Origin of the sequence: Shewanella carassii, assembly GCF_002777975.1 — a bacterium.
GTDB classification, from domain to species: domain Bacteria; phylum Pseudomonadota; class Gammaproteobacteria; order Enterobacterales; family Shewanellaceae; genus Shewanella; species Shewanella carassii.
In genome coordinates this window covers 30,115-54,120 of sequence record NZ_NGVS01000034.1, presented here as the reverse complement: position 1 = coordinate 54,120, position 24,006 = coordinate 30,115, and the positions used below count along the sequence as shown (strand labels likewise).

General features: G+C 52.3%; 24 protein-coding genes and 1 other RNA gene. 15 read left to right on the top strand and 10 right to left on the bottom strand.

The features are described 5' to 3' along the window. Positions 1–79: 79 nt before the first annotated feature. Complete coding sequence (locus tag CBE72_RS19280; RefSeq protein WP_100145904.1) at positions 80–2,623, bottom strand: penicillin-binding protein 1A; 2,544 nt, start codon at positions 2,621–2,623, stop codon at positions 80–82. A 182-nt stretch (positions 2,624–2,805) separates the two neighbouring features. Between CBE72_RS19280 and CBE72_RS19275 the strand changes: the two genes are divergently transcribed. The 9 genes from CBE72_RS19275 to CBE72_RS19235 all read left to right on the top strand — a co-directional run bounded on the left by CBE72_RS19275 (position 2,806) and on the right by CBE72_RS19235 (position 11,981). Continuing rightward, complete coding sequence (locus tag CBE72_RS19275) at positions 2,806–3,885, top strand: pilus assembly protein PilM (RefSeq protein ID WP_100145902.1); 1,080 nt, start codon at positions 2,806–2,808, stop codon at positions 3,883–3,885. Beyond that, positions 3,873–4,460 carry a PilN domain-containing protein gene (locus CBE72_RS19270; RefSeq protein ID WP_100145900.1) on the top strand — a complete coding sequence of 196 codons (588 nt, stop codon included), beginning with the start codon at positions 3,873–3,875 and terminating at the stop codon, positions 4,458–4,460. Before CBE72_RS19275 ends, CBE72_RS19270 begins: the two co-directional genes overlap by 13 nt. Then, complete coding sequence (locus tag CBE72_RS19265; RefSeq protein ID WP_100145898.1) at positions 4,457–5,077, top strand: type IV pilus inner membrane component PilO; 621 nt, start codon at positions 4,457–4,459, stop codon at positions 5,075–5,077. Before CBE72_RS19270 ends, CBE72_RS19265 begins: the two co-directional genes overlap by 4 nt. Then, on the top strand, positions 5,074–5,589 hold the full coding sequence (locus CBE72_RS19260; protein ID WP_100145896.1) for a pilus assembly protein PilP: 516 nt from the start codon (positions 5,074–5,076) through the stop codon (positions 5,587–5,589). Before CBE72_RS19265 ends, CBE72_RS19260 begins: the two co-directional genes overlap by 4 nt. A gap of 21 nt (positions 5,590–5,610) precedes the next feature. Further along, a complete protein-coding gene (locus CBE72_RS19255; RefSeq protein WP_100145894.1) occupies positions 5,611–7,665 on the top strand; it encodes a type IV pilus secretin PilQ in 2,055 nt (684 codons plus the stop codon). A gap of 341 nt (positions 7,666–8,006) precedes the next feature. Further along, positions 8,007–8,522, top strand: a complete 516-nt coding sequence (aroK, locus tag CBE72_RS19250) for a shikimate kinase AroK (protein WP_025011596.1) — start codon at positions 8,007–8,009, stop codon at positions 8,520–8,522. An 8-nt stretch (positions 8,523–8,530) separates the two neighbouring features. Further along, the gene (aroB, locus tag CBE72_RS19245) at positions 8,531–9,607 is read left to right on the top strand and encodes a 3-dehydroquinate synthase (protein WP_100145892.1); all 1,077 of its coding nucleotides are present in this window, start codon (positions 8,531–8,533) and stop codon (positions 9,605–9,607) included. Positions 9,608–9,623: 16 nt separating this feature from the next. Continuing rightward, positions 9,624–11,093 (top strand): AAA family ATPase, encoded by a 1,470-nt coding sequence (locus CBE72_RS19240; RefSeq protein WP_100145890.1) that lies wholly within the window; start codon positions 9,624–9,626, stop codon positions 11,091–11,093. Between the two features lie 48 nt (positions 11,094–11,141). Continuing rightward, entirely contained in the window at positions 11,142–11,981 is an 840-nt protein-coding gene (locus tag CBE72_RS19235; RefSeq protein WP_100145888.1) for a Dam family site-specific DNA-(adenine-N6)-methyltransferase, read from the top strand. 21 nt (positions 11,982–12,002) lie between these two features. Here CBE72_RS19235 and CBE72_RS19230 read toward each other — a convergent pair whose 3' ends face one another. Together CBE72_RS19230 and CBE72_RS20600 are read right to left on the bottom strand one after the other, a co-directional pair. Next, positions 12,003–12,191 carry a DUF2970 domain-containing protein gene (locus tag CBE72_RS19230; RefSeq protein ID WP_100145886.1) on the bottom strand — a complete coding sequence of 63 codons (189 nt, stop codon included), beginning with the start codon at positions 12,189–12,191 and terminating at the stop codon, positions 12,003–12,005. After that, positions 12,192–12,329: a hypothetical protein gene (locus CBE72_RS20600; protein WP_338092055.1), complete on the bottom strand. Its 138-nt coding sequence runs from the start codon at positions 12,327–12,329 to the stop codon at positions 12,192–12,194. Between the two features lie 405 nt (positions 12,330–12,734). Between CBE72_RS20600 and rpe the strand changes: the two genes are divergently transcribed. Genes rpe through trpS form a run of 3 tightly spaced genes read left to right on the top strand, consistent with a single transcriptional unit; the run spans position 12,735 to position 15,106 of the window. Beyond that, positions 12,735–13,403: a ribulose-phosphate 3-epimerase gene (rpe, locus tag CBE72_RS19220; RefSeq protein WP_100145882.1), complete on the top strand. Its 669-nt coding sequence runs from the start codon at positions 12,735–12,737 to the stop codon at positions 13,401–13,403. Positions 13,404–13,406: 3 nt separating this feature from the next. After that, positions 13,407–14,093 (top strand): phosphoglycolate phosphatase, encoded by a 687-nt coding sequence (locus CBE72_RS19215; protein ID WP_373289286.1) that lies wholly within the window; start codon positions 13,407–13,409, stop codon positions 14,091–14,093. 8 nt (positions 14,094–14,101) lie between these two features. After that, on the top strand, positions 14,102–15,106 hold the full coding sequence (gene trpS, locus CBE72_RS19210; RefSeq protein WP_025011602.1) for a tryptophan--tRNA ligase: 1,005 nt from the start codon (positions 14,102–14,104) through the stop codon (positions 15,104–15,106). Positions 15,107–15,163: 57 nt separating this feature from the next. On the opposite strand, the gene CBE72_RS19205 is transcribed toward trpS, so the two are convergent. Then, the gene (locus CBE72_RS19205; RefSeq protein WP_100145880.1) at positions 15,164–16,054 is read right to left on the bottom strand and encodes a LysR substrate-binding domain-containing protein; all 891 of its coding nucleotides are present in this window, start codon (positions 16,052–16,054) and stop codon (positions 15,164–15,166) included. Positions 16,055–16,176: 122 nt separating this feature from the next. On the opposite strand from CBE72_RS19205, the gene CBE72_RS19200 reads away from it, so the two are divergent. Next, positions 16,177–17,052 (top strand): DMT family transporter, encoded by an 876-nt coding sequence (locus tag CBE72_RS19200; RefSeq protein WP_100145878.1) that lies wholly within the window; start codon positions 16,177–16,179, stop codon positions 17,050–17,052. Between the two features lie 31 nt (positions 17,053–17,083). Here the strand turns inward: CBE72_RS19200 and CBE72_RS19195 are convergent, their stop codons facing one another. From CBE72_RS19195 to CBE72_RS19180, 4 genes are all read right to left on the bottom strand, one after another. Further along, positions 17,084–17,653, bottom strand: coding sequence for a BON domain-containing protein (locus CBE72_RS19195; protein WP_100145876.1), 570 nt, complete (start codon positions 17,651–17,653; stop codon positions 17,084–17,086). Further along, a complete protein-coding gene (locus CBE72_RS19190) occupies positions 17,650–18,243 on the bottom strand; it encodes a phosphoheptose isomerase (RefSeq protein WP_028780981.1) in 594 nt (197 codons plus the stop codon). The genes CBE72_RS19195 and CBE72_RS19190 overlap by 4 nt, the downstream gene beginning before the upstream one ends. Positions 18,244–18,339: 96 nt before the next feature. Then, complete coding sequence (locus tag CBE72_RS19185; protein ID WP_100145874.1) at positions 18,340–18,666, bottom strand: YraN family protein; 327 nt, start codon at positions 18,664–18,666, stop codon at positions 18,340–18,342. A gap of 8 nt (positions 18,667–18,674) precedes the next feature. Further along, entirely contained in the window at positions 18,675–20,504 is a 1,830-nt protein-coding gene (locus CBE72_RS19180) for a penicillin-binding protein activator (protein WP_100145872.1), read from the bottom strand. Positions 20,505–20,592: 88 nt separating this feature from the next. Here CBE72_RS19180 and rsmI point away from each other — a divergent pair, with 88 nt between their 5' ends. Together rsmI and rnpB are read left to right on the top strand one after the other, a co-directional pair. Further along, positions 20,593–21,435 (top strand): 16S rRNA (cytidine(1402)-2'-O)-methyltransferase, encoded by an 843-nt coding sequence (rsmI, locus tag CBE72_RS19175; RefSeq protein WP_100145920.1) that lies wholly within the window; start codon positions 20,593–20,595, stop codon positions 21,433–21,435. A 44-nt stretch (positions 21,436–21,479) separates the two neighbouring features. Beyond that, an RNA gene (gene rnpB, locus CBE72_RS19170) (RNase P RNA component class A) lies at positions 21,480–21,849 on the top strand. Between the two features lie 62 nt (positions 21,850–21,911). Here rnpB and CBE72_RS19165 read toward each other — a convergent pair. Then, positions 21,912–22,139, bottom strand: coding sequence for a hypothetical protein (locus tag CBE72_RS19165; RefSeq protein WP_157929117.1), 228 nt, complete (start codon positions 22,137–22,139; stop codon positions 21,912–21,914). A gap of 68 nt (positions 22,140–22,207) precedes the next feature. Beyond that, positions 22,208–23,857 carry a BamA/TamA family outer membrane protein gene (locus CBE72_RS19160; RefSeq protein ID WP_229672028.1) on the bottom strand — a complete coding sequence of 550 codons (1,650 nt, stop codon included), beginning with the start codon at positions 23,855–23,857 and terminating at the stop codon, positions 22,208–22,210. Positions 23,858–24,006: the final 149 nt, after the last annotated feature.

Genomic DNA, 24,006 nt, shown 5'->3' with positions numbered 1-24,006 from the left:
ATCCCTCGGATTCTAGCCAAACAAAAACGCGCCAATTGGCGCGTTTTTTAATGTTTAGCAGACGGTGTTAAACAGACAGTTACTGGAACAGCTCTTCCGGCGGTGTTTCGATAAAGATGTCGCTGTCATCTTCGGCGCCGGTGGCGTATTCCTTGGGTTCGGTACCCTGAATAAAGTACTCAAAGTCGCTGGTGTAGTCTGTCTTACGCGACAGCTTGCCGCTGTCTAAATCAATACGCACCGAAACGATTCCAGCCGGTGGAATGCTGGGTTCTTCCGGCGTTCCTTCCAGGGCATCGCGCATAAACTCGTTCCAGCCTGGGCCCGCGGTCTTGGCACCGGATTCGGCCCCTGAAATCTGATCTTTGGCGCCGCTGGCATTCCAGGCGGTCCGTCCCAGCTCACGGCCATGGTCATCGAAGCCGACCCAGACGGTGGTGGCAAGCTTGGGATTGTAGCCACTGAACCAGGTGTCCCGCGATTCGTTGGTTGTTCCCGTTTTACCGGCTATGTCATGGCGTTTGACCACTCTGGCGGCGCGCCAGGCGGTACCGTTCCAGCCAGTGCCCTTGCTCCAGTTACCGCCACCCCAGATAACACTCTTGAGGGCATCGGTTATCAGGAATGCGGTCTGCTCACTGATCACTTGCTTGGCGTGACGGGCACTTGGGCTGTCACAGCTGAAAGGATCTTCCTGAACCTGGGGCTGCAGCGGCTGTTGCTGCTCTTGCATAGTCAAATCGGTTACCGCGTTATCCGCCATATCCTCTTCAGGCTTAAGCGGCGCGTCACAAGCCAGAGCCGGATGAGCTTGTTCAAGGATTTCGCCCTGGGCATTCTGGATCCGTTTAATGAAGTAAGGCTCAACCAGGTAGCCCCCGTTGGCAAAGGCAGAGAAGGCCGTGACCACCTGCAAAGGTGTGGCAGATGGTGATCCCAGCGCCAGAGACTCGTTGCGGTTGAGCTCTTTGGCATCGAAACCAAACTGCACCAGCTTGTCGATGGCGGCATCCAGCCCAACATAACGCAGGGTTCTCACCGACATCACGTTGATAGACTGGGCCAGTCCCAGACGCAGCCTGGTAGGGCCGCCGTATACGTCGGGTGAGTTTTTGGGACGCCATGCCGTACCTTGGCTGAGGTCGGGCTTGTTGATCGGCGCGTTGTTGATCAGTGTCGCCAGGGTATAGCCTTTCTCCAGCGCCGTGGCATATAGGAAAGGTTTTATGTTGGAACCCAGCTGACGTTTGGCCTGAGTTACCCGGTTGTACTGGCTCTGACTGAAGCTGTAACCACCGACCAGAGCCTGAATTGCACCATCTTTGGGATCTATCGAGACTATGGCGCTGGCAACCTGAGGCACCTGAGCCAATTGCCAGATATCGCCGTTGTGACGCACCCAAATCTGCTCGCCCACTTTCAGAAATTGCTCGGCTTTCTTCGGTGGTGCACTCTGGCGTTTGTCATTGATAAACTTGCGGGCCCATTTGAGGCCATCCCAAGGCAGAGTGAGTTTTTCTCCCGAGGCGAGCAGCACCTGTGCCTGCTGTTCCTCTACTTGCAATACGGCGGCTGGCCTGAGCTCCTGAATGGGCATGGTTTTCTTCAGGGTGGCAATCAACTCGCTCTCATCAGGTTGCTTGTCTGTCCAGAGAACCGCTTCCGGGCCTCGATAGCCATGGCGTTCATCATAGGCGTAGACATTGTTGCGCAGTGCCTTTTGGGCTTTTAACTGCAGTGATGAGTCTATGCTGGTGTAAACATCGTAACCACCGGTATAGGCTTCCTCTTCACCATATTTCTGCACCATATAATCTCTGGCCATCTCTGAAATGTAAGGGGCGTAGAGATCGATTTCGGCGCCATGGTATTTGGCGGTAATAGGTTGAGCACTGGCTTCGTTATATTCACTCTGGGTGATATAGCCGACCTCCAGCATACGGTTGAGCACTAGGTTACGACGGGTCAAAGCTCGGCTGGGGGAAGTGATTGGGTTGAGTGTTGAAGGGGCTTTTGGCAAACCTGCGATAACTGCCATTTCAGCAAGCGTCAAGTCTTTGACTTCCTTGCCATAATAAACTTGAGCCGCAGCGCCAACCCCGTAAGCACGCTGTCCAAGATAGATACGGTTGACATAGAGCTCAAGAATTTCATCTTTGGTTAGCAGCTGCTCTATGTGGATAGAGATAAATATCTCTTTGACTTTACGAATAATTGTCTTGTCACGGGTCAGGAAGAAGTTCCTGGCCACCTGCATGGTAATGGTGCTGGCACCCTGCTTTTTCTCGCCGGTGGCCAGCATAACCAGTGCGGCCCGCGCTACCCCTATGGGATCCACGCCCTTGTGTTCATAAAAACGTGAATCTTCGGTTGCTAGAAAGGCTTGCAATAACGGTTTGGGCACTTCGGCCAATTCCAACGGGATCCGGCGCTTTTCACCGAATTGTGAGATCAGCTTGCCGTCACTGGAGTAAACCCTCAGTGGCGTTTGCAGTTGCACTGTCTTGAGTGTAGCGACATCCGGGAGTTCGGGAAGGACATAGAAGTAGGCTCCAACGATAGCTGCAACCCCCAAAAGGGCCAGGCTGAACAGAGCTATGAGTATACGTTTTAACCACTTCACTAGATTATTCCAAAACTTGCTGCGGGCACAATAGTATATAAGGCGTTTGGTACAGGGTGAAGCAAAAAGGCAGCGTCAAAAAATTAGCCGTTGTAAAGTGCTCAAACATTTTATACAAAGGAGCGTAACAATTTAAAAATGTGCTACTCTAAAACCTAACAATAACAAAGTGACAAAGGACTATGCTTTCGAATCTATGGAAGCGTCAGGCTCCGCAAATGGTGGGTATTGACATCGGTTCTCACGAGGTCAAAGCGATCCTGCTGGGCAAGACAGGCGATGGTTACAAAATTCAGGCTTATGCCGCAGCTCCTGTTAAAAAAGGAGCCATCAATGATCATGATATTCGCGATCCTGAAGCTGTTATTGAAGCAATGAGACAGCTGAAGAAGCAATTGCCCAAAGCAACTAAATTTGCTTCTGTTGCTGTGTCTGGATCTGCTGTTATGACTAAAGTTATTTATATGGATGCTTCTTTGAGTGAAGTGGAAATGGAGGCGCAGATCGAGATAGAAGCCGATAACCTCATACCCTATTCACTCGATGAAGTCAGTATTGATTTTGAAACGTTGAGCGTCAACAAGACAGACCCCAGTAAGGTCGATGTCTTGCTCAGTGCTTGCCGTACCGAAAATATTGATGCCAGAATCGATGTGTTGGACAGTGTCGATCTAGAGCCTAAAGTCGTTGATATAGAAGGTTATGCCTTGGGACGCGCCCATGAATTGATCTTAGGGCAGCTTCCGGATGGTGCAGCAGATCAGGTTGTCGCTTTGGTTGATATCGGTGCCAATATGACCACCTTCGCAGTGGTGGAAAAAGGGGAAACCGCTTTTATCCGCGAACAGGCGTTTGGCGGTGAACTCTTCACTCAATCTATATTGTCTTTTTATGGTATGTCCTATGAGCAGGCGGAAAAGGCCAAAATAGAAGGCGATCTACCTCGCAATTATATGTTTGAGGTGTTATCGCCATTTCAAACGCAATTACTGCAACAGGTAAAACGTACGCTGCAAATATATTGCACTTCGAGTGGTAAGGATAAAGTCGACCATTTGGTGCTCTGCGGCGGTACTTCCAAATTGGAAGGTATGGCTAATCTTCTGACTAATGAATTAGGTGTTCATACTATAATTGCCGACCCCTTTCAGGGTGGTTTGCATGCGGACGATTCAGTAAAAAATGCCCTGCAACCCCATATCAGTAAATACATGGTGGCCTGCGGCCTGGCACTGAGGAGTTATGGTCAATGGCGAACATAAACTTATTGCCATGGCGTGAAGAAGCCAGGGAAAAACAGAAGCGAGATTATATTGGGATTCTGGCGGCCGTTTTTATTGGTGCCGCGCTATTGGTTTATTTGGCACTGAACTTTATTGGTTTGATGACAGAAGACCAGCGTCAGCGAAATGCTTATCTTCAATCTGAAATTAGCTTGCTTGATAGGCAGATAGCTGAGATTAACAAGATCAAACAACGCAAAAAGGATATTGAGCGTCGCACCGATATCATTCTTAACCTGCAACAGGCCCGAAATCTGCCCACCCATGTGTTGGATGAGTTGGTTCGAATTATTCCCCCTGGCATTTATCTTTCCAGCATTGAGAAGAAAGGTAGTCTTATCTGGATCGAAGGACGCAGTGAATCCAATAACAATGTCGCCAATATGATGCGAAAAATTGAAGCGTCAGAATGGCTTCAGGAGCCGAGTATGCAGTCGATAGTCTCCCAACAGGAAGAGTTCAGAGAGCTGCAACGTTTCAGTCTCAAGGTCAGTATCAAAGGGGCGAATCGGATTGAAGGGACGGCGCAGATGGCGAAAGGAGCGGGCAAATGAGTTTCGATTTGAGCCAGTTCAATGATCTGGACATGGAGAATATCGGCGGTTGGCCGACTCAGGTCAAAGCTGTATTTGCCGGTTTGCTGGCGATTCTGGTGTTCGTGGGAGGCTATTATCTGTTTGTTTCTGACGCCATAGATATTTACCAGTCTGAGCAGGCGAAAGAGCAACAACTGCGTGATGATTTCCAGCAAAAGCATCTGTTGGCCGCTAACCTGAAATTGTATCGGGAGCAGTTGGTGCAGATGGAAGCGCAATTTGCCGAACTGCTTAAGATGCTGCCATCTGAGAACGAAATGCCGGGCTTACTCGATGACTTGACCTATGTGGCTACGGACGCGGGTCTGAAGATCCTGAGCCTGGATTGGGATGCCGAGATCCAACGGGATTTCTATATCGAGTTCCCGATACGTATGGCCGTGACCGGCGATTATCACCAGTTGGGTCATATGGTGGGCGGGGTGGCCAAGCTGCCACGGATTGTTAGTCTGCATGACTTTGTGATTAAGCGCGATCCATCTGGCATCTTGGCGATGGAAATTCTGGCCAAGACATACAGATTCAAAGAGGGAGCCGAATTGCCGCCCGAGCAGGCTAAGGGGAAAGGCAAATGAAACGACTCATTCCCCTGATGGCGGCATTATTGCTTGGTGGTTGTATCGGTGACAGAACAGATCTTGAGGACTTTGTTACCAGCACTAAGGCTCAGCCGGTTGCGCCTATCCCGCCGCTGAAAGAGCCGCCTCAGTTTGAGCACTTTGATTATCAGGCCGATATGTTGCGCAGTCCCTTTGTACCTCCTTCCCGGGAGTTGACCGAAGAGGTGATAGATACCACCAAGGACTGTTTGCAGCCGGATTTGAAACGGCGTAAGAGCAGGCTTGAAACCTATGCACTAGATAACCTCAAGATGCGTGGCACCCTGAGTGAAGACAACTTAGTTTGGGCCTTGATAGAGACAACCGATGGTAATGTCTACCGCATGGGAGTCGGTGAGTATTTGGGACTCTATCATGGTCGCATCGCTAAAGTAACAGCTCAGAATATTGAGATTATTGAATTAGTACCGGACGGTTCCGGCTGTTGGACAGAGCGCAACAGCAGCCTGGAATTGGCCGGAGAATAACAAGCGAAGGATGAGGGAATAATGGAATCTTCTGCCGCGAATATCACCCCGAAGAATGCAGCCAAATGGATGCAATTTATCCTGGGCAGCCTGCTCGTCCTGGGCCTTAGCCCCTATGCTGATGCAGCCAACAAATTGGTAGATGTAAAGTATCACGCCATTGTGGATCATCAATTGGAATTGGAGTTGGTGTTTGACAAGCCGATATCTGAGCCGGAAATCAATTTGAGCGCTGAACCAGCCAGCATTCAATTGGACTTCAACGACAGTATTTCGGCGCTGGAGAAGGCACAAATCCCTATTAATACTGCCGGAGTCGAGCAGCTGTCCAGCATGCAGAATGGTGACAAACTGCAATTGGTGTTGACGTTGAAAAAAGTCAAACCTTATCAGGGTAAGGCGGTGGGCAACGTCTATCGTTTGACGGTTAATGATGAAGTGATGTCTCCTCAAAGTAAGGCCAGTAACCCCTTCGTTAACGGTATTAAGAATATCGATTTTCGCCGTCTGAGCGACAAGGGTGGCGAATTATTGGTTGAACTGCGTAATTCATCGGTTGCCGCCAATGTGGAGCAAGTGGGTTCCAAGTTGGAATTGAAGTTGTACAACACAGATATTCCATCTGACATGCTTTATGTCATGGATGTGCAGGACTTTGCCACCCCGGTGAAGAGCTTTGAGACCTTTAAAGAGGAACTGACCAGTCGAATCCTGATCGATATCAAGGGTGACTACGAATACAGCTACAGACAAGATGGCAATTTGTTCATCTTGGCGATGAATAAGGTTGAACGTGAAGTTCAGATGGAGGCGGAGAAGAAATACTCGGGCAAGACTCTGTCACTCAACTTCCAGAATATTTCTGTCAGAACCGTGCTGCAGATTATCGCTGATTACAACGACTTCAATCTGGTGACCAGTGACACGGTTGAAGGCAGTATCACCTTGAGACTGGATGACGTACCTTGGGATCAGGCGTTGGATCTTATCTTGCAAACCAAGGGGTTGGATAAACGAATCGAGGGCAACATTCTGATGGTCGCGCCGGCTGAAGAGCTGGCCATTCGTGAGGAAAACCAACTCAAGAACAAGAAAAAAGTGTCTGAAGAGTTGGCACCGCTGTACTCCGAATATCTGCAGGTGAATTATGCCAAGGCGACTGAGATTGCCAACTTATTGCGGGGAGAAGGTTCCAGCCTGTTGTCCAAACGTGGCACTGTTGCCGTAGATGAAAGAACCAATACTCTGTTGGTAAAAGATACAGCCGATATTCTGGAAAACGTGCACAAGCTGATAGAAGTGCTGGACGTGCCTATTCGTCAGGTGTTGATTGAAAGCCGAATGGTTACGGTTAAGGATGATGTTGCTGAGGACTTGGGTATCCGTTGGGGGATCACAGATCAACAGGGCAATAAAGGCACCTCGGGCAGCCTGGAAGGCGCTCAGGACATCACCAACGGCACCATTCCATCCATAGGCGACCGTCTCAATGTGAATCTGCCGGCTGCTCCTAGCAATGCTACCAGCATAGCTTTCCATGTGGCCAAATTGGCCGATGGCACCGTATTGGATCTCGAGTTGAGTGCGCTGGAGCAGGAAAACAAGGGTGAAATCATTGCCAGCCCTAGGATCACCACCTCGAATCAGAAAGCCGCTTATATTGAGCAAGGTGTTGAGATCCCTTATGTGGAGTCGGCTTCCAGTGGTGCGGCAACTGTACAATTTAAGAAAGCTGTACTGTCGTTGCGGGTGACACCTCAAATCACTCCGGATAACCGTGTGATACTGGATCTGGAAATTACTCAGGACTCGCAGGGCAAGGTAGTACAGACTCCGCTGGGAGAAGCTGTTTCCATCGATACCCAACGCATAGGTACTCAAGTGCTGGTGGACAATGGTGAAACCATAGTGCTGGGGGGGATCTATCAACAGAACCTGATCAGCCGGGTCAGCAAGGTGCCTGTTTTGGGCGATATTCCTCTGGTTGGCTTCCTGTTCCGCAATACTTCAGACAAGAATGAGCGCCAGGAGCTGCTGATCTTCGTAACGCCCAAGATAGTGACTGAGGAAATCTAGAGAAGGTAAGAAAAGGTAAGAATAAGTCCTCTTAGTGTGATCTTTTGTAGAACGTGACTTGCACAGCAATTGGCGTTCAAGGCGTCTGATTGAAGCCATGCCGGGGTCAGCCTAAGTTTTTTCCAAACCTGTAGAACCTCAATCAAAGCCAGTGCTAGTCGCTGGCTTTGATGTTTGGGCAGGGGGAAATTTGGCTTTAATAGTCGGCATTACTTGCCTTGAATGTCCTTAAGCTGAGATAATCCCCGGTCAAGTCTCATAAGAGCAAGGTAACAAATCCCGTCGATTTGATAGTAAGTCGACATTCGGCAAACTTTTCATAAGATTCAGACGTACAAGAAATGGCTGAAAAACGTAATATTTTTCTGGTAGGCCCTATGGGCGCAGGCAAGAGCACCATAGGTCGTCATCTGGCACAAATGCTGCACTTGGAATTCCACGATTCAGATCAAGAGATTGAAAATCGCACCGGCGCTGACATTGCCTGGGTATTTGACGTTGAAGGCGAAGAAGGTTTCCGTCGCCGTGAGGCTCAGGTGATTTCTGACCTGACCGAGAAACAAGGCATAGTTCTGGCAACTGGTGGTGGTTCAGTTCAAAGCAAAGATATCCGCAACTTCCTCTCTGCCCGCGGTATCGTGGTGTATTTGGAAACGACTATCGATAAACAAGTGGCTCGCACTCAACGTGACAAGCGTCGTCCCTTGCTGCAGGTCGATAATCCTCGCGAAGTGTTGGAAGCGCTGGCTGACGTGCGTAATCCTCTCTATGAGGAAATCGCCGATGTTATCGTCAAGACCGACGAGCAAAGTGCCAAAGTGGTGGCCAATCAAATCATTGAACAATTAGGTTTCTAGGACGCAAGATGCAACAGATCCGGGTCGATTTAGGTGAACGTAGTTATCCTATCTTCATTGGCCAGGGTCTGTTGGCCCAGAGCGATTGTCTAACGGCGAGTATCTCGGGTAAAAAAGTCCTTATTGTCTCCAATGACACAGTAGCTCCCCTGTATCTGCAGTCTTTGCAGCGCCTTCTGCTGCCTGCGGCTCAGGTTTTTGCTCATATTCTGCCTGATGGTGAGCAGTACAAGACACTGGCACAACTCGAAAGCGTATTTACGGCTCTGCTTGAGCACAATTGCGGTCGTGATGTGGTGCTGGTGGCTCTCGGCGGCGGTGTCATTGGTGACATGGTCGGCTTCGCTGCGGCCTGTTATCAGCGGGGCGTGGACTTTATCCAGATCCCCACTACGCTCTTGTCTCAGGTCGACTCCTCCGTGGGGGGCAAGACGGCGGTTAATCACCCGCTGGGCAAAAACATGATAGGCGCTTTCTATCAACCCAAACTTGTGCTGATAGATACTCTGTGCCTGAAGACTTTGCCGGCGCGTGAATTTGCCGCTGGCATGGCCGAAGTGATCAAATACGGCATCATTTGGGATGCTGACTTTTTCCTGTGGCTCGAAAACAATGTCGAGTCACTCAAATCGCAGCAGCCAGAGGCACTGGCTTATGCCATCCGTCGTTGCTGTGAGATCAAAGCCGAAGTGGTTGCCGAAGATGAGACCGAGCAGGGGGTTCGCGCTCTGTTGAATCTGGGGCATACCTTTGGTCATGCCATCGAAGCTGAAATGGGCTATGGTAATTGGCTTCATGGTGAAGCGGTTGCTGCTGGCACAGTCCTTGCTGCACAAACTGCAAAGGCCATGGAACTGATTGACGAGTCAACTCTCTGTCGCATCGGTGCGTTGTTACAGGCATTCGATTTACCGATAACCGCACCAGATTCCATGGATTTTGAAAGCTTTATCAAACATATGCGGCGTGATAAAAAGGTTTTGGCTGGGCAAATCCGCCTAGTTTTGCCCACTGCTATGGGGCAGGCCGGTATTTTTGCTCAAGTGCCGGAATCCCTACTCGAACAGGTGATCTGCCGCGCTTGAGCCTTAATGGGTGACAATGGTGGCAACTGAAGAACTTCTCCTGCCTTCACAAGAGGCGCTGTTACAAAGACTGCAGCATCTGGCCTGTTATGGTCAGCAGCTGGTTTTGTTGCAGGGGCAGGTTGGAGCCGGTAAGACAAGACTGTTGACCGCCTTGGCTAATGTGCTCGATGAGCATAATCTGGCGTTGGTCACTTGCCCTCAACATGTCGATGCCGCCGAAATACGGCGTAAATTGCTGATCCAACTGCTGCCCGATCCCCTATTTGACGACGAACAACCCCTAGCCGATACTCTGTTGCGCTATCTGAGTGAGATGCGCAAGCCTATCCATATCCTGATCGACGATGCCGACAATATGCCCTTGGCGCTCTGGGCCGAGTGTTTGCTATTGACTCAGTTGCAAGCCAGAGGTGAGCCTATCACGCTGACCTGTTCGGTCTCGCCTGAATTTGCCGAGCAGTTACAGTTGCAACTGCCCAAGGCACAGAAACAGCAGGTGTTGCCGGTTAAACTTGAGCCGCTTTCCCTCGCCGAACGTGAGGGCTTGTATCAAACTTTGTTGACTCGCAGTGCGGTGCGTACTTTTACGCCTCGGGCCATAGTGGTCAAGCAATTGGAGCGGCAACAAGGGACACCTGCCGAGGTTTTGGCATTGCTGGAGTTGGCCTTGAACGGTGAGCCGCCGCAGCCAAGACGCTTGCCTTGGAAGACTATATTGATCTTGGGCAGTGTTGTGTTGTTCGGCCTGGCGTTGTTCTCCTGGTATCTGTTGCGCTCGACTGAGCCTTTGCCCGAGCTCCCCAAATCGACCTTGGTGCTGGAACGGCAAACAACTCCCTTAACTCAATTTGCCGAGCGTTGGCTCGATAATGAACCGGCTTCGAAAGATCTCACCTCGGTTCCTGTATATGTTCGTCTCGAACCGCCGCAAAGCCAGAGCATTGGTGCGTCAGCGAACGCCTCGCGGCAAGACTCGAAATCCGTTCAGGAAATCAAACTGCAAGCGGATAGTCAGCCGAACCCAGAGCCGGAAAATAGTTCTGAACTGCTCAACGATGCCAAGGCGACAGTGGATGTGGAGACGGCTCCTATCACAGTGCTGCCAACTAAATCTGAGTCCAAGGAAATCAAAGCGGCCTCTGTTTTAGATGGCGAACCTCAGCCAACCCAAGAGCGAGTCGAACCCAAAGCCGAGCCGTTGCCTACCAAAGGTTATACCTTGCAGTTGGTGAGCGTTAAACGTTACTCATCTCTGGTGGCTTTTATTGGCAAATTGCAAAATGTAGACAAGCTGAGAATTGCTCGGCATGACGATTGGTGGGTAGTGCTGGTCGGTGAATATGCCAGCAAACAAGAGGCTGTTGAGGCCGGAAAACAGTTACAGCAGTCGCTGGGGCTTCCCCAGCCTTGGGTAAAATCCTGGCAATCTTTGCAACGTTATCGTTTACAGTCGGGTCTAAGTAACAGTGAAATTTCCTCTTAAACCGAGTACAATCCACACTTTCGTTTTTCCGGGCACCAATCAATTTTAATGAAGAAAAAACAAAGAGCCTTTCTCAAGTGGGCTGGTGGTAAATTTAAACTGGTTGATGCCCTGACTCAGCACTTGCCTAAGGGCGAGCGCTTGGTTGAGCCTTTTGTCGGTGCCGGTTCTGTGTTCCTCAACACAGATTACCCCAGTTACCTGCTGTGCGATATCAATCGCGATTTGATTGATCTCTACTCGATCATTCAAACCCGTCCTGAAGCATACATAGGGGCGGCGGCCGAGTTGTTTGTGCCGCAGATGAACGACAAAGAGCAATATTATCTGATCCGAGATAAATTCAATCGTAGCCGCGATCCCTTCGATAGAGCGATCTATTTTCTCTATCTTAATCGTTTTGGTTTTAATGGCTTATGTCGCTATAACCGCAAGGGGGCGTTCAATGTTCCCTTTGGCTCCTACAAGAAGCCTTATTTCCCTGAGAAAGAGATCCGCGGCTTTGCCGCCAAGGCTCAAAGTGCCGAGTTTTGCTGTATTGGCTACGAGCAGGCGTTTGCCTTGGCCAGAAGCGGTGACGTGATTTATTGCGATCCGCCATACGCCCCCCTATCGACCACCGCCAGCTTTACTACTTACGTGGGTGCCGGCTTTTCGTTGGATGATCAGGCGCTGCTGGCCAGGCACTCTCGTCATACTGCTATCGAGCGCGGCATTCCAGTGCTTATCAGCAATCATGATATTCCGCTGACCCGCGAGCTTTATCATGGCTCGAGAATGGAAACGATTCAGGTACAGCGTAACATCAGTCAGAAAGGTAGCACCAGGACCAAGGTGAACGAGTTGATGGCTTTGTACGACGAAACCTATCACAACGAGAACGACTGAAAGTCATCTTTGCCACAGTAATCAGGCGAGTACTCTATTTACCAGCAGCAATAGTCCAAGCACCAGTAGTGCGGCCAGCAACACGCCCGTGATGATATAAGGGAGAGGGGAGGAGTGAGAGCTAAAGTCTTTCAAGCGATTGGATTCGCTCTGCACCCCGAAGAAGGCTGCCAGCGTACTGTAAAGGTAACGCCAGTAGCGGCCAAGCATTTAGAAACCGTTGTTGGTATTGGCCGGAGCCATATCATCAACCGGTTTGCGTTGATGGCCGTGCAGTAACTCCAGTAAGTCGACAAAGTGAAACTGGCCTGAACGACTATTGCCGCTGAGCCAACTCTTCCAGCTCAATTCATCTTCCTGAGTCGCACAGCGATTATTAGGATGGCTCGAAGGTAGGTTGGAGTTATATTCACTTTCTTGGTTACAATTACGGGCCAAATTATTGGCCGAGTTATTGGATTCTTTAAGCCCAACGGCCGCAATTCCCACCACGCCAGCGGCGACAGCGAGCAATGCTGCTGACTTGATGCTGTGTGTGAAAACCGACGGTTTCTGGCTCATCCTGTTCCAATCCCAAGTGTGACATCAATCGATTATAACAAAGTCGTTGATAAATTGAACGACTTTTTACCTGGCAACAACCTTATTCCAACTTATAAATTTTTTCAACGGTAGAAATGGGCGCCTGGCTATAGAGCCCGAGCGCCTTGGCGGGTAAAATAGGCGACTTCTTAAACATCCTGTGAGAATGCTATGCGCCCATTTCTTATTGCTCCTTCCATTCTGTCTGCCGATTTTGCCCGCTTGGGTGATGATGTTAAAGCCGTTTTGGATGCGGGGGCAGATGTGGTTCACTTCGATGTAATGGACAACCATTATGTACCTAACCTGACTATTGGTCCCATGGTCTGCAAGGCGTTACGTGACTATGGTATTACCGCCGATATCGATGTACACCTGATGGTGAAGCCGGTCGACCGCATAGTGCCGGACTTTGCCAAGGCAGGAGCCTCTATCATCACCTTCCATCCGGAAGCCAGTGAGCATGTGGACCGCACTGTGCAACTCATTCGAGATCACGGCTGTAAGGCCGGCTTGGTATTCAACCCGGCCACACCACTGCATTATCTCGACTATGTGATGGATAAGCTGGATGTGATTTTGCTGATGTCGGTCAACCCAGGGTTTGGTGGCCAGTCATTTATCCCATCGACACTGGACAAACTGGCCGAAGTACGTCGTCGCATCGATGAGAGTGGCCGTGATATCCGCTTGGAAGTCGACGGTGGGGTTAAGGTGGACAATATTGCCGAAATCGCCGCCGCCGGTGCCGATATGTTTGTTGCCGGTTCAGCTATCTTTAGCCAGCCTGACTATAAGGCGGTTATCGACCAGATGCGTCGTGAACTGGCAGGAGTGTAAGTTATGATCGCGAGTAGTATCAGAGCGATCGCCTTTGATTTGGATGGCACCCTGGTTGACAGTGTGCCGGACTTGACCGCAGCAACTCAGGCCACGCTGGCCGATATGGGACTGCGTGGTTGCAGCGAAGACCAAGTGCGCAGCTGGGTTGGCAATGGCACAGAGATGTTGATGCGCCGAGCGCTGACCTCGAGCCTGGGCGACGAGCCGGATGCCTCTGTCATGGCCGATGCCATGCCGGTATTTATGAAGCATTATGAAGCCTGCCTCGAGCGTTATAGCAAGTTGTATCCCGGGGTTGAATCTGTGCTCGGCACGTTGCAACAAAGAGGTTTCAGACTGGCGGTAGTTACCAACAAGCCTTATCGCTTTACTATCCCCTTGTTGAAGTCCTTTGGTATCGAGTCATTTTTCAGCGAAATTCTCGGCGGGGATTCTCTCGCCAAGATGAAACCGGATCCCTTACCGCTGACTCATCTGTTGGAGAAATGGCAGTTGTCGCCACAGCAGATGTTGATGGTGGGTGATTCCCGCAATGATATTCTGGCGGCGAAAGCGGCAGGTATTGCCTCAATCGGCTTGACCTATGGCTACAACTACGGTGAAGATATTGGGCTTTGCGGCCCAGATGCCGTATGCGATCATTTTGAGCAAATTTTGGCGCATTTGCCGCCACAGCAATCGGAGTAATGAAATTCATGAGCAGTCCCAAACCCATAGTATTGAGCGGTGCCCAGCCCTCAGGCGAGTTGACCATAGGTAACTACATGGGTGCCCTGCGTCAGTGGGTAGCCATGCAGGACAGCCATGATTGTCTCTATTGCGTGGTGGATCTGCACGCCATCACAGTGCGTCAGGATCCCAATGCCTTGCGTGAAGCCTGCCTGGACACTCTGGCGCTGTACCTTGCCTGTGGTGTCGATCCCAAGAAGAGCACGGTATTTATTCAGTCACAGGTGCCACAGCACACTCAGTTGGGGTGGGTTCTGAACTGTTACACCCAGATGGGCGAACTGAGCCGCATGACTCAGTTCAAGGACAAGTCGCAAAAGCACGCCAACAATATCAACGTCGGGTTGTTTGGTTATCCTGTGCTGATGGCGGCCGATATCCTGCTGTACCAGGCCAATGAGATCCCTGTCGGTCAGGATCAGAAACAGCATCTGGAATTGACCCGGGATATCGCCACCCGCTTCAACAACGCTTATGGTGACACCTTCACTGTGCCTGAGCCTTTTATCCCTGAGCTGGGTGCCAAGGTGATGTCGCTGCAGGATCCCACCAAGAAGATGTCCAAGTCAGATGACAACCGCAACAATGTCATCGGCCTATTGGAAGATCCCAAGGCGGTGATGAAGAAGCTTAAAAAGGCGATGACCGACAGTGACGAGCCACCTGTGGTGCGTTTCGACATAGACAACAAGCCTGGGGTGTCCAACCTGCTGAGCCTGATGTCCGGGGTGACAGGCCAGAGCATAGCCGAACTGGAAGCCGAGTTTGAAGGCAAGATGTATGGCCATCTGAAAGTGGCTGCCGGTGAAGCCGTGGTCGGTATGTTGGAGCCGCTGCAACAACGCTTCCGTGAATTCCGTGAAGACAGAGCCTTCCTGGAGTCTGTGATGAAGCAGGGCGCCGAAAAGGCCCAGGCCCGCGCCGAAGTCACAGTGAAGAAAGTCTATGAAAAGATAGGCTTGTTGGTGTAACTCCGCCTATCTTGAGAGCCGACCTACAAGGTCGGCTTTTTTGTGGCTGCGTTCGAATTACTGAGGTTGCGGCTGGCTTGCCATCAACATTAGCCAATCAGCAAACGCTGCTATCGCCGGTTCTTTGAGGCGCCGCTCCTTACAGCAAAAAGTGAACTCAAATCCTGTGTGCACATCCGGCAGTTCGAGTTCGATCAAACGGCCACTGGCAATATCATCTTCCACCATAAAGTCAGATGCCAGCGCTATACCTTGACCGGCAATAGCTGCTTCTATGGCCATTAACACATGGCTGAAAATATGCTGCCTGTGATTTGGGGTCAGTGTCACGCCGTTGGCCTCGGCCCAGCGGTTCCAGTCCAGTCCCAGCAGCCCTTCATCCACGGTCAACAGCGGATACTGCTGCAAACTCTGAATCGTTATCAGTCCGGCTCTGGGAGGTAACTGCGGGCTACAAACTGGAATAAGCCGTTCCTTGTGCAGCACAGTCTGCCAGTAACCCCGTCGTTTGAGGCCACCGCTGATAAAGAGATCGGCCACGCTGTCGCTGAGCTCGGGATCTTGGGCCACCATCTCCAGTCTTATCTGTACCTCGGGGTGGCGGCGGCGAAAGTCGCTGAGTCGGGGGATCAACCATTTGACCGCAAAAGAGCTGTAAACCGCCAGTTTCAGCTCACGATTGGGCTCGCCGAACAAACGGCCAAGGTCAGCCAGTTCGTTGAATATCCGCTCCAATTCGCCATAGAGGATCTCCCCCTTGGGTGACAGTTTAAGGCTGCGCCCCTGACGCAGAAACAGAGGCTCGTCAAAGTGTTCCTCCAATATCCTGACCTGGTGGGACACGGCGCTCTGAGTGATACACAACTCTTCGGCGGCGCGGGAAAAGTGGCTCTGGCGCGCCGCGGCCTCGAATACCTGTAGCGCTCTCAAGGGGGGAAGTTTTCGCATTGGCGACTCTGTTTAGAACTTTAGTATGAATTTAATTCATTTATTTGCAAAAAACATCATTTCAGTTTGGTTTTTAACCCGGATATGATGCCGCCGATTGAGAGTGATTCAAGGTAACCAAGATGCAGAGAACCGTAGCTATCGGTTTGATTTTATTGACCGTGGGAAATCTCTTCAGCGCTTTTTATGACGTGTCGGTCAAGTGGTTGCCTGAGGATGCCAATGCGGCAACCTTCCTACTGGTGCGCCAGGTGACGGCGGTACTCATGTTGCTGCCCCTGTGGCTCAAGGCCGGTCGTCCGGGCACTTCTCATCTCAAGATCCACCTTTGGCGTGCCAACACAGGAGCTGTTGGCGCGCTCTTTTTGATTATTGGCCTAATGGCACTGCCGTTGGCGACGGTCAGTTCGCTATTCTATTCGGCGCCCCTGATGATCATGGTGCTCGGCGCGGTGTTCCTGAAGGAAAAGATCACGCCGCTGCAATGGGGAATTGCCGCGCTGGGGTTTGTCGGTATCTTGTTGATCCTAAAGCCCAGTGAACTGGAGTTGGCCGGTATCGCCGTGTTGGTTTCGGCCTTTACCTTCTCTTTGAACCAGATGAGCCTGCGAAAGCTGCCCAGTACCGAGCCTGCCAGTCTGACGTTGCTCTGCTACAACTTGCTGAGTCTGCCGCTGACTCTGCTGGTAGCACTGTCGCAACAACTGGCCGGGCTGAGTTGGCAACTGCTCGGGGTTGCGCTGCTTTCCAATGCTTTCTTGCTGGCCTATCACTGGTTCTGTGTTCTGGCCTATCGCAGGGCCAAGGCCAGTGAAATTGCCGTAGCCGAATACAGCGGGCTTATCTTTATCGTCTTCCTGGGGTGGTTACTGTTCGATGAGTGGCTGGATACCCTGAGTTGGATAGGAGCTGCGCTAGTGGTGCTGCCAACCTTGTGCTTGCCGGCTATCGCCAAGCTGATGAAAACCCGTGAACTGAAAGCACAAGAGCCGGTATAACCGGCTCTTGTTCGACTCGATATGAAGGGCGTTAAGGGGTGACGTAGTCAAACACCTTGATCACCTTACGCACTCCAGCTGTGTTGCGGGCGATTTCCACCGCCAGTTCGGCCTGTTCACGCTCGACCAGGCCAAGCAGAAAGACTTCACCGTTCTCAGTGATCACCTTGATCTTGGTGACATCCAGATTCTTGTCGTTGAGCATCCGCCCCTTGACCTTGGTGGTGATCCAGGTGTCGTTGCTGCGGGTAGTGAAGGAAGTCGGGTTGCCGATACGGATCTGATTGTGGATCTTGCCACCCAGTTGCAGCTCTTTGACCAGCCGAATCGCTTTGTCTCTAAGCATAGAGTTGGGCGCTTGGCCTATCATCAGCACATTACCGTTCATACTGACGCCGGTGATGTTGGTCTGATTTTTCAGATCGTCTTCCGCGCCCAACGCGCTGGAGATACTAAAGTCGGCATTGGTATCATTCAACTGGGTCTTGAGCGAGCGCTCATCGTTGACCACCATGGCGCCGCCGACTGCACCCACCATTACGGCTCCGGCACAGCCGGTCAAACTGGTAAGCAGTAGACACAGGGGCAGCAGACGTCTCATTGATGCTCGTCCTGCGGGAACAGGGTACGGTCAATGTTGTCACACAGGCAGTGGATAACCAGCAGGTGCACTTCCTGAATGCGCGCGGTGACATTGGAGGGCACGCGGATCTCCACATCATTGGTGCTCAGCAATCCGGCCATGGCACCACCATCTTTACCCGTGAGCGCCACTATGGTCATATCCCGGCTCAGTGCAGCTTCCATCGCCTTGATAACGTTGCCTGAGTTACCGCTGGTGGAAATGGCCAGCAGTATGTCACCGGGTTGGCCCAGTGCCAGGATCTGCTTGGAAAACACTTCGTCATAGCTATAGTCGTTGGCGATGGCCGTCAGGGTAGAAGTGTCTGTGGTCAGAGCTATGGCCGGCAGCGGTGGGCGTTCCACTTCGTAGCGGTTCAACAGCTCGGCTGAAAAGTGCTGGGCATCACCGGCGCTGCCGCCGTTACCACAGGCAAGGATCTTATTGCCACCCAACAGACATTGCACCATCATTTCTGCGGCCTTGGCGATAGACTCAGGCAGCGCCTCTGCGGCGTCAATCTTGGTCTGAATCGACTCGGTGAAGCTGTCTTTGATACGTTCTAACATGGATAAGTCCTTCACTATCAAGTGTTGCTATCATGCCATAGGCCGGGGGCTTTTTTCAGGCATTAAAGTGTAAATTTGTTTCGGGTTAAGCGCTTACTAAAAAGCGTCCTGTAGCCATTGCACCTTGCCGCCATCAATGGCCAGTAGATCGAAGCGACAGGGGGCATTGATCCTATGTTGCTGCAGATACTGGCTGGCGGCCTTGCGAAGCCGGGTTATCTGGGCCTGGCTCAATGACTGCAAAGCACCGCCGAATCGGCTGGGTGAGCGGTATTTTACCTCAACAAACACCCATTGGCTGCCCTGTTTCATCACCAAGTCCAGTTCGCCGAAACTGTAGCGCACATTCTGTTCGACAAAGGTCAGGCCCTGTTGTTCCAGATACTGGCGAGCCAGACGCTCGCCTTCCTGTCCCAGATCCATATGCCCGCTTACAGTGGCCGCAAAACGCCGCGCTGGTATTTGGCCCAACTGAGCTGACGTTCGATCACCCCATCCGGGCTCACCGTCAGCTGGCCGCTGCGGCCACTGTACTGATATCCGGGGAAGGCATGCATCTGGGCCAGACGGTTGACCAGCTGCAGGGCATCATAGCCCATCACATACAGGCGTTTTTGGGCGTTGCCCCAAGTGGGCCACAACTTGTTGACCGCATCGGTTTCTTCACTGGCCTGCAGCAACCAGGGGATATCACTGATGGTGATATTGTTCAGTTCAATCGCGGTTTGCTTGGCGTTGTCTTCCTGACGGGCGCGGCTGCTGGTATACAGTGGCACCTGCTCGGCAAAGACACTGAAGTTAACATCGATAAAGGGCTTCAGCAGCGGCAAGTCCTGAATCCCCGAGATCATATAGATGGCATCGATATCGGCGCGGGAGCGGAAGTCGGCCTTCACCTTGCTGCCGAGCAGCGCCTTGATGGCCTGGATCCGCGCCTTGCTGTCCGTTACGCCGAGGGCTTCTTCCACGGTTTCGCGCATCTTGTCGCCGTTGTCATAGAAGTGAACTTCGGCTTCGCTGTCGGTCAGTTCCATCCAGGTCTGCTTAAAGCTCTGGGCCATACGTTGCCCCACGGCATCATTGCTGGCCAGCAGCAGCGGCACCTGTATGCCATCTTGATACATGCGTCTGGCGGCATCGCTGGCCTCCTGAGTGGGAGACAGGGCGAAGTAGTACTTATTCTGTTGCGGCGCCAGCTTATCTATTTGGTTGAGGAACAGTTGCGGCGGGGAGCTTGCCCCGGCAGCTTGCTGGGCCGCTATCACTTGTTCCACTTCGTTTTGCAGCAGTGGGCCAATCACAAATTCGGCACCGCTCTGCAGCGCTTGCTGATAGGCCTTATCGGCACCTTGGGCCGTGTCGAAGAAGTTGAGGCTGACATTGCTGTCCGGGTCGTTCAGATAACTGGCCAGTATGCCCTGACGCACTGTGTTGGCGACTCCGGCTCTTGGGCCTGAAAGTGGCAGCAGCACGGCGATATTGCTGGGTCTGTAGGGCTTGGCGCTGAGCGCCAGCTGCAGATCCGAAGGCAACTGCACCGCGGCAGGATGATAAGGATTGCGTTTCTGCCAATCACTCAGCTGCCGAATCAGGCTTGAGGGATCCACCGCGTAGTGCTTGGCCAGATAAGCCAGCTGCAGCCAGCCGTTGAATATGGCATCGCTCTCTTGCGCGGCAAAGCTTAAGAGGGTTTCTTCCTGCAGTGGTTTGAGCAATTGCCAGATTTCGTCGTTAACCTCGCCGGTTGCCTTTACCGGCAGATACTGACTGAGCTGACTCAACTCACGCACCTGCTCCACGGGTTGCTGGTTGGCAGCAAACAGCCGGGCACGGGCCTGGTGATAACTGGCCCATTGCCAATCGGGCAACTGCCAATTACCGGGATAATTCAAGGTGTTCAGCGCTTCGGCGCTCTTGCCGGTCAGCTCCTGCAGGCGAGCACTGAGAAAACGATGCTCGGCCTGAATTTCATCCACTGGACTCAGCCCGGCCTGCATTGAATGCAGAATGTCTGCAGCGGCATCTGTATCCCCTTGCTTGAGGTAAGCATTGGCGGCCAACAACAGATAACGCTCGCGGTTTTCCTTGCTGGGCGCCTTGGCGGCAAATGCCAAATACTCGGCCGGGGCTTGCGGGGCGCTGACCAGGGAAACAACGGCCAGCTGCTCTTTGTCTGCCGGCGGCGTGCTGCTACAGCCCCACAGGCTGGCAAGCAGAATCGCAGCAGAAATGTATTTAACTCTATTCAGGCTTTTTAACACAGGGCTTCACTCTGGTAAGATGCTGGCTCTAGTTTAACCTTCTATTGTGCCTGACGAAAGTCTCGGCACTTTCATCTCCGAGGTAGTTATGGACCTGTCGGTCGCGCTGTATATAGTTTCCACTCCCATAGGCAATCTGGGGGACTTGAGCCCCAGAGCTCTGGAAGTACTGAATCAGGTGGCGTTGATCGCCTGTGAAGACACTCGCCACAGCGGTAAATTGTTGAGCCACTTCGGCATAGATACCCGCACGACAGCGCTGCATGACCACAATGAACGTGCCCGGGCGCAGTGGATTGTTGAACGCCTCGGCGAAGGTGAAGCCATAGCGCTGATCAGCGATGCCGGTACGCCGCTGATTTCCGATCCCGGCTATCATCTGGTATCCCATGTGCGCGCCGCCGGTTATCCGGTGATCCCGCTGCCCGGCCCTTGCGCCGCCATTGCCGCGCTGTCGGCATCTGGCTTGCCCTCGGATCGCTTCTCGTTTGAAGGCTTTTTGCCAGCCAAAGACAAAGGGCGCCAGGATAAACTGCTGGCGCTTAGGGAAGACCCGCGCACCCTGATTTTCTATGAGTCTCCCCACAGAATTCTGCCCAGCCTCAAGTCGCTGGTGGAGGTCCTGGGGCCGGATAGGCAGATGGTGATGGCGCGGGAACTGACCAAGACCTTTGAAACTTTCCTCTGCGGCACCACGGCCGAAGTGTTGGCGCAGGTTGAAGCCGATGCCAACCAGCAGCGCGGTGAAATCGTGCTTATGCTGCACGGTTTTGTCAGTGAAGAAGCCGACGAAACGCCCGCCGCGGCGCTGGATACCCTCAAACTACTCTGTGATGAATTACCGCTGAAGAAGGCGGCCGCCATTGCGGCACAGATCCATGGGTTGAAGAAAAATGCTCTCTATAAAAAAGGGCTGGAGCTGGGCTGGTAAGGAAATGCCTTGGTGTGAAGCCCGCTATGGGCTATAATCCGCGCCGAGTTGGCCGGGCAGTCGCTGCGTTCGCAAGAACGGGGAGGAAAGTCCGGGCTCCATAGAGCAGGGTGCCAGATAACGTCTGGGCGGCGTGAGCCGACGACCAGTGCAACAGAGAGTAGACCGCCTGCCTTCGGGCCGGTAAGGGTGAAAGGGTGCGGTAAGAGCGCACCGCGCGGCTGGTAACAGTTCGCGGCACGGTAAACTCCACCCGGAGCAAGATCAAATAGGGTTCCACTATTCTTCGGAATTAATGCGTGGCTCGCGTTGGAACCGGGTAGATTGCTTGAGCCTGTGAGCGATTGCAGGCCTAGAGGAATGACTGCCGCTCCTTCGGGAGAACAGGACCCGGCTTATAGGCCAACTCACCAAATAAAACTAGGCCGCCCATGTTATCACGGGCGGCCTTTTGCTTTTCTACTCGAGTGGAATGTTCATGGCTTGGGCTTGCTCAGGTTGCCATTGGGCCACAGCTTGAGTTGGCATCCTTCCTCCCAGCGCTGGCAGGCCAGGCGGGTCATCTCTACCATGACGCCCTTGAGTTCTCCTTCTTCCTGAAAGCGGTATGGCGCAAAATCAAAAAAGGCGATTTTCAGCGTGCTTGCCTGTGCCGATATCAGGCTCGACAGGCCGAGCAGCACAGAAGACGGGGGGTTGTTCACGTCAGGTCCAGGTCGCTGTGACCCTTCAAGTTTAGTGCAGAGTTTGCCGCTGAGGTGGCAAAATCAGCCTAGAAACTCTGCTTCACTTGAAAGCGCCATTCCCAGCCGTCCACTTCATCGCCCTGAGTAAAGGGCACGCTGAAATCTATGTGGGCGACATGACCATAACTGGAGCGGGAAGAGTAAATTCTGGCACCTATACCGACAGAGCCTATGGGGCCTGAGACTTCGTTGTCATTGGCCATGGCACCACCGAAAGCCTGACCGACATCGATAAAGGCGGCCCAGCCCAACTCTGCCAGTTGGTAGAGGTTGATATTGGGGTAATAGCGGATTTCGCCGGTCAGCAGCCATTGATTGTCACCGTGCTGGTAGTCGTTGGGATAACCGCGAATGCCGGTTTCATCCCCCAGCGCAAAGGGACGGTCGATATAGTTGTTGTTGGAGTTGGATAGCCGCACCTTGGAATAGGCGGTCCACTTGGGGGTGAACTTATAGAAATACTCGGCGGCAACATTCACTTGATAAAAGTCCCGTTGCCGAGTGGCCAAGGTGGCTTCACCGCCAAATGCCAGCAATAGCAGCTCCTTGCCCTCAAAATAGCCGCGACTGCTGCGCCAGTTGAGGTGATAGCCAAGGTTGTCACTGTCTTTGGTTTCCAGCCCCAATTTAACGCTGTGATGCCAGCCGAGGTTGAAGTCTTCGTTATAGTTGACCAGGTGAATATTGGTCAGCACCCGAAAGTCATCCTGCAGGTACTCCCATTCTACCCAAGGGTAGAGAAAGTCTCTGTCCTGAGGCAAGGGTTGCTGCGGATATTGAGGCAGGGCGTAAAAGCTGTGCTTATCCTGGGTAACTCCAAGGCGTAATCTTTGCCGGCTCTGGTTTTCTTTGGCGTACATGAAGCCCCAGTAGAGGTTGCGATAGCGGAGCTCTTCATTGAATTCGTTGATGTCGAGGCCGTTTTGGCGAATGGTGTCGATTCTGTCTTCATCCAGATACTCGGCGCTGTAGGCACGGGTGTCGTCCAGGGTATAGAAAGGCTTGTCAAAATACAGCTGTTTGGCCTGACCATCGCTGTTGTCATAGAAGTTGGCCGCCACAGTGGCGTTTTTGATGATGTTCAGCGGCATTTCGAACGCGACTTTGTAGCCGGTTCTGTCCTCGTCGGATTGGTACTTCAAACGGGTGCGGATCCCCAGACCCAGAATATTGTCGTCTTTCAGCCCGACGGAGAAGCTGTTGTTGCCGCCGCTGCGTCCCAGGCTGATGGTGGGCAGCAGCGACCATTGATCCCAGGTTTCTACCAACAGGGTTTCACCATCAGGCTGTTGATCGGCACTCGGGTCGGCCTTGACCACAGAGACCTTGGCGTCTCTGAGATAGGGCTCACGCCTGAGAATTCGCTGCGCTTCTTCCAACTGCCTTGGGGTCACTTCCTGCCCCTCCTGAATACTGAGGCGATTGAGGATCACCGACTCCCGGGTATTGATATGCAAGGCGTTGGCCCAATTGTGCAGGAAGATGGCATTCTTGGCAGACTCGTCGAAAATCGGGTTGCTGACCACCACAATTTTGCCAACCTTGAACCGCTCAGATAGTGGATTTTGGCCTTGGGAAGACGAGGTGATGCCATCGCCTGCGGTGCCGGTTTCGGCCAAAACGGAGAGGCTGGCAAACAGGGTTGCCAGAAGCAAGACACTGCGGCTTGTTGCCATAGACTGCCTCCTCTCGGTAGTGAATATCGGGCTGATATTCACACTTCAATAACACAACCGAATGGGCGGTTAGTCAAGGCGACCGTCGAAATAAAGTAATGATTTAGCTTGTAATAAATTACCACCCTCCGGCGCGAATGCCCACGGTA

Bases quoted from the DNA above. Each gene is read 5' to 3' on its own strand.
- CBE72_RS19215 (WP_373289286.1), top strand. From the start codon at position 13,407: ATGATCGCGAGTAGTATCAGAGCGATCGCCTTTGATTTGGATGGCACC.
- rpe (WP_100145882.1), top strand. From the start codon at position 12,735: ATGCGCCCATTTCTTATTGCTCCTTCCATTCTGTCTGCCGATTTTGCC.
- CBE72_RS19260 (WP_100145896.1), top strand. From the start codon at position 5,074: ATGAAACGACTCATTCCCCTGATGGCGGCATTATTGCTTGGTGGTTGT.
- CBE72_RS19160 (WP_229672028.1), bottom strand. From the start codon at position 23,857: ATGGCAACAAGCCGCAGTGTCTTGCTTCTGGCAACCCTGTTTGCCAGC.
- CBE72_RS19200 (WP_100145878.1), top strand. From the start codon at position 16,177: ATGCAGAGAACCGTAGCTATCGGTTTGATTTTATTGACCGTGGGAAAT.
- aroK (WP_025011596.1), top strand. From the start codon at position 8,007: ATGGCTGAAAAACGTAATATTTTTCTGGTAGGCCCTATGGGCGCAGGC.
- CBE72_RS19230 (WP_100145886.1), bottom strand. From the start codon at position 12,191: ATGCTTGGCCGCTACTGGCGTTACCTTTACAGTACGCTGGCAGCCTTC.
- rsmI (WP_100145920.1), top strand. From the start codon at position 20,593: ATGGACCTGTCGGTCGCGCTGTATATAGTTTCCACTCCCATAGGCAAT.
- aroB (WP_100145892.1), top strand. From the start codon at position 8,531: ATGCAACAGATCCGGGTCGATTTAGGTGAACGTAGTTATCCTATCTTC.
- CBE72_RS19190 (WP_028780981.1), bottom strand. From the start codon at position 18,243: ATGTTAGAACGTATCAAAGACAGCTTCACCGAGTCGATTCAGACCAAG.
- CBE72_RS19205 (WP_100145880.1), bottom strand. From the start codon at position 16,054: ATGCGAAAACTTCCCCCCTTGAGAGCGCTACAGGTATTCGAGGCCGCG.
- CBE72_RS19255 (WP_100145894.1), top strand. From the start codon at position 5,611: ATGGAATCTTCTGCCGCGAATATCACCCCGAAGAATGCAGCCAAATGG.
- CBE72_RS19185 (WP_100145874.1), bottom strand. From the start codon at position 18,666: ATGGATCTGGGACAGGAAGGCGAGCGTCTGGCTCGCCAGTATCTGGAA.
- trpS (WP_025011602.1), top strand. From the start codon at position 14,102: ATGAGCAGTCCCAAACCCATAGTATTGAGCGGTGCCCAGCCCTCAGGC.
- CBE72_RS19235 (WP_100145888.1), top strand. From the start codon at position 11,142: ATGAAGAAAAAACAAAGAGCCTTTCTCAAGTGGGCTGGTGGTAAATTT.
- CBE72_RS19240 (WP_100145890.1), top strand. From the start codon at position 9,624: ATGGTGGCAACTGAAGAACTTCTCCTGCCTTCACAAGAGGCGCTGTTA.
- CBE72_RS19265 (WP_100145898.1), top strand. From the start codon at position 4,457: ATGAGTTTCGATTTGAGCCAGTTCAATGATCTGGACATGGAGAATATC.
- CBE72_RS19270 (WP_100145900.1), top strand. From the start codon at position 3,873: ATGGCGAACATAAACTTATTGCCATGGCGTGAAGAAGCCAGGGAAAAA.
- CBE72_RS19195 (WP_100145876.1), bottom strand. From the start codon at position 17,653: ATGAGACGTCTGCTGCCCCTGTGTCTACTGCTTACCAGTTTGACCGGC.
- CBE72_RS19275 (WP_100145902.1), top strand. From the start codon at position 2,806: ATGCTTTCGAATCTATGGAAGCGTCAGGCTCCGCAAATGGTGGGTATT.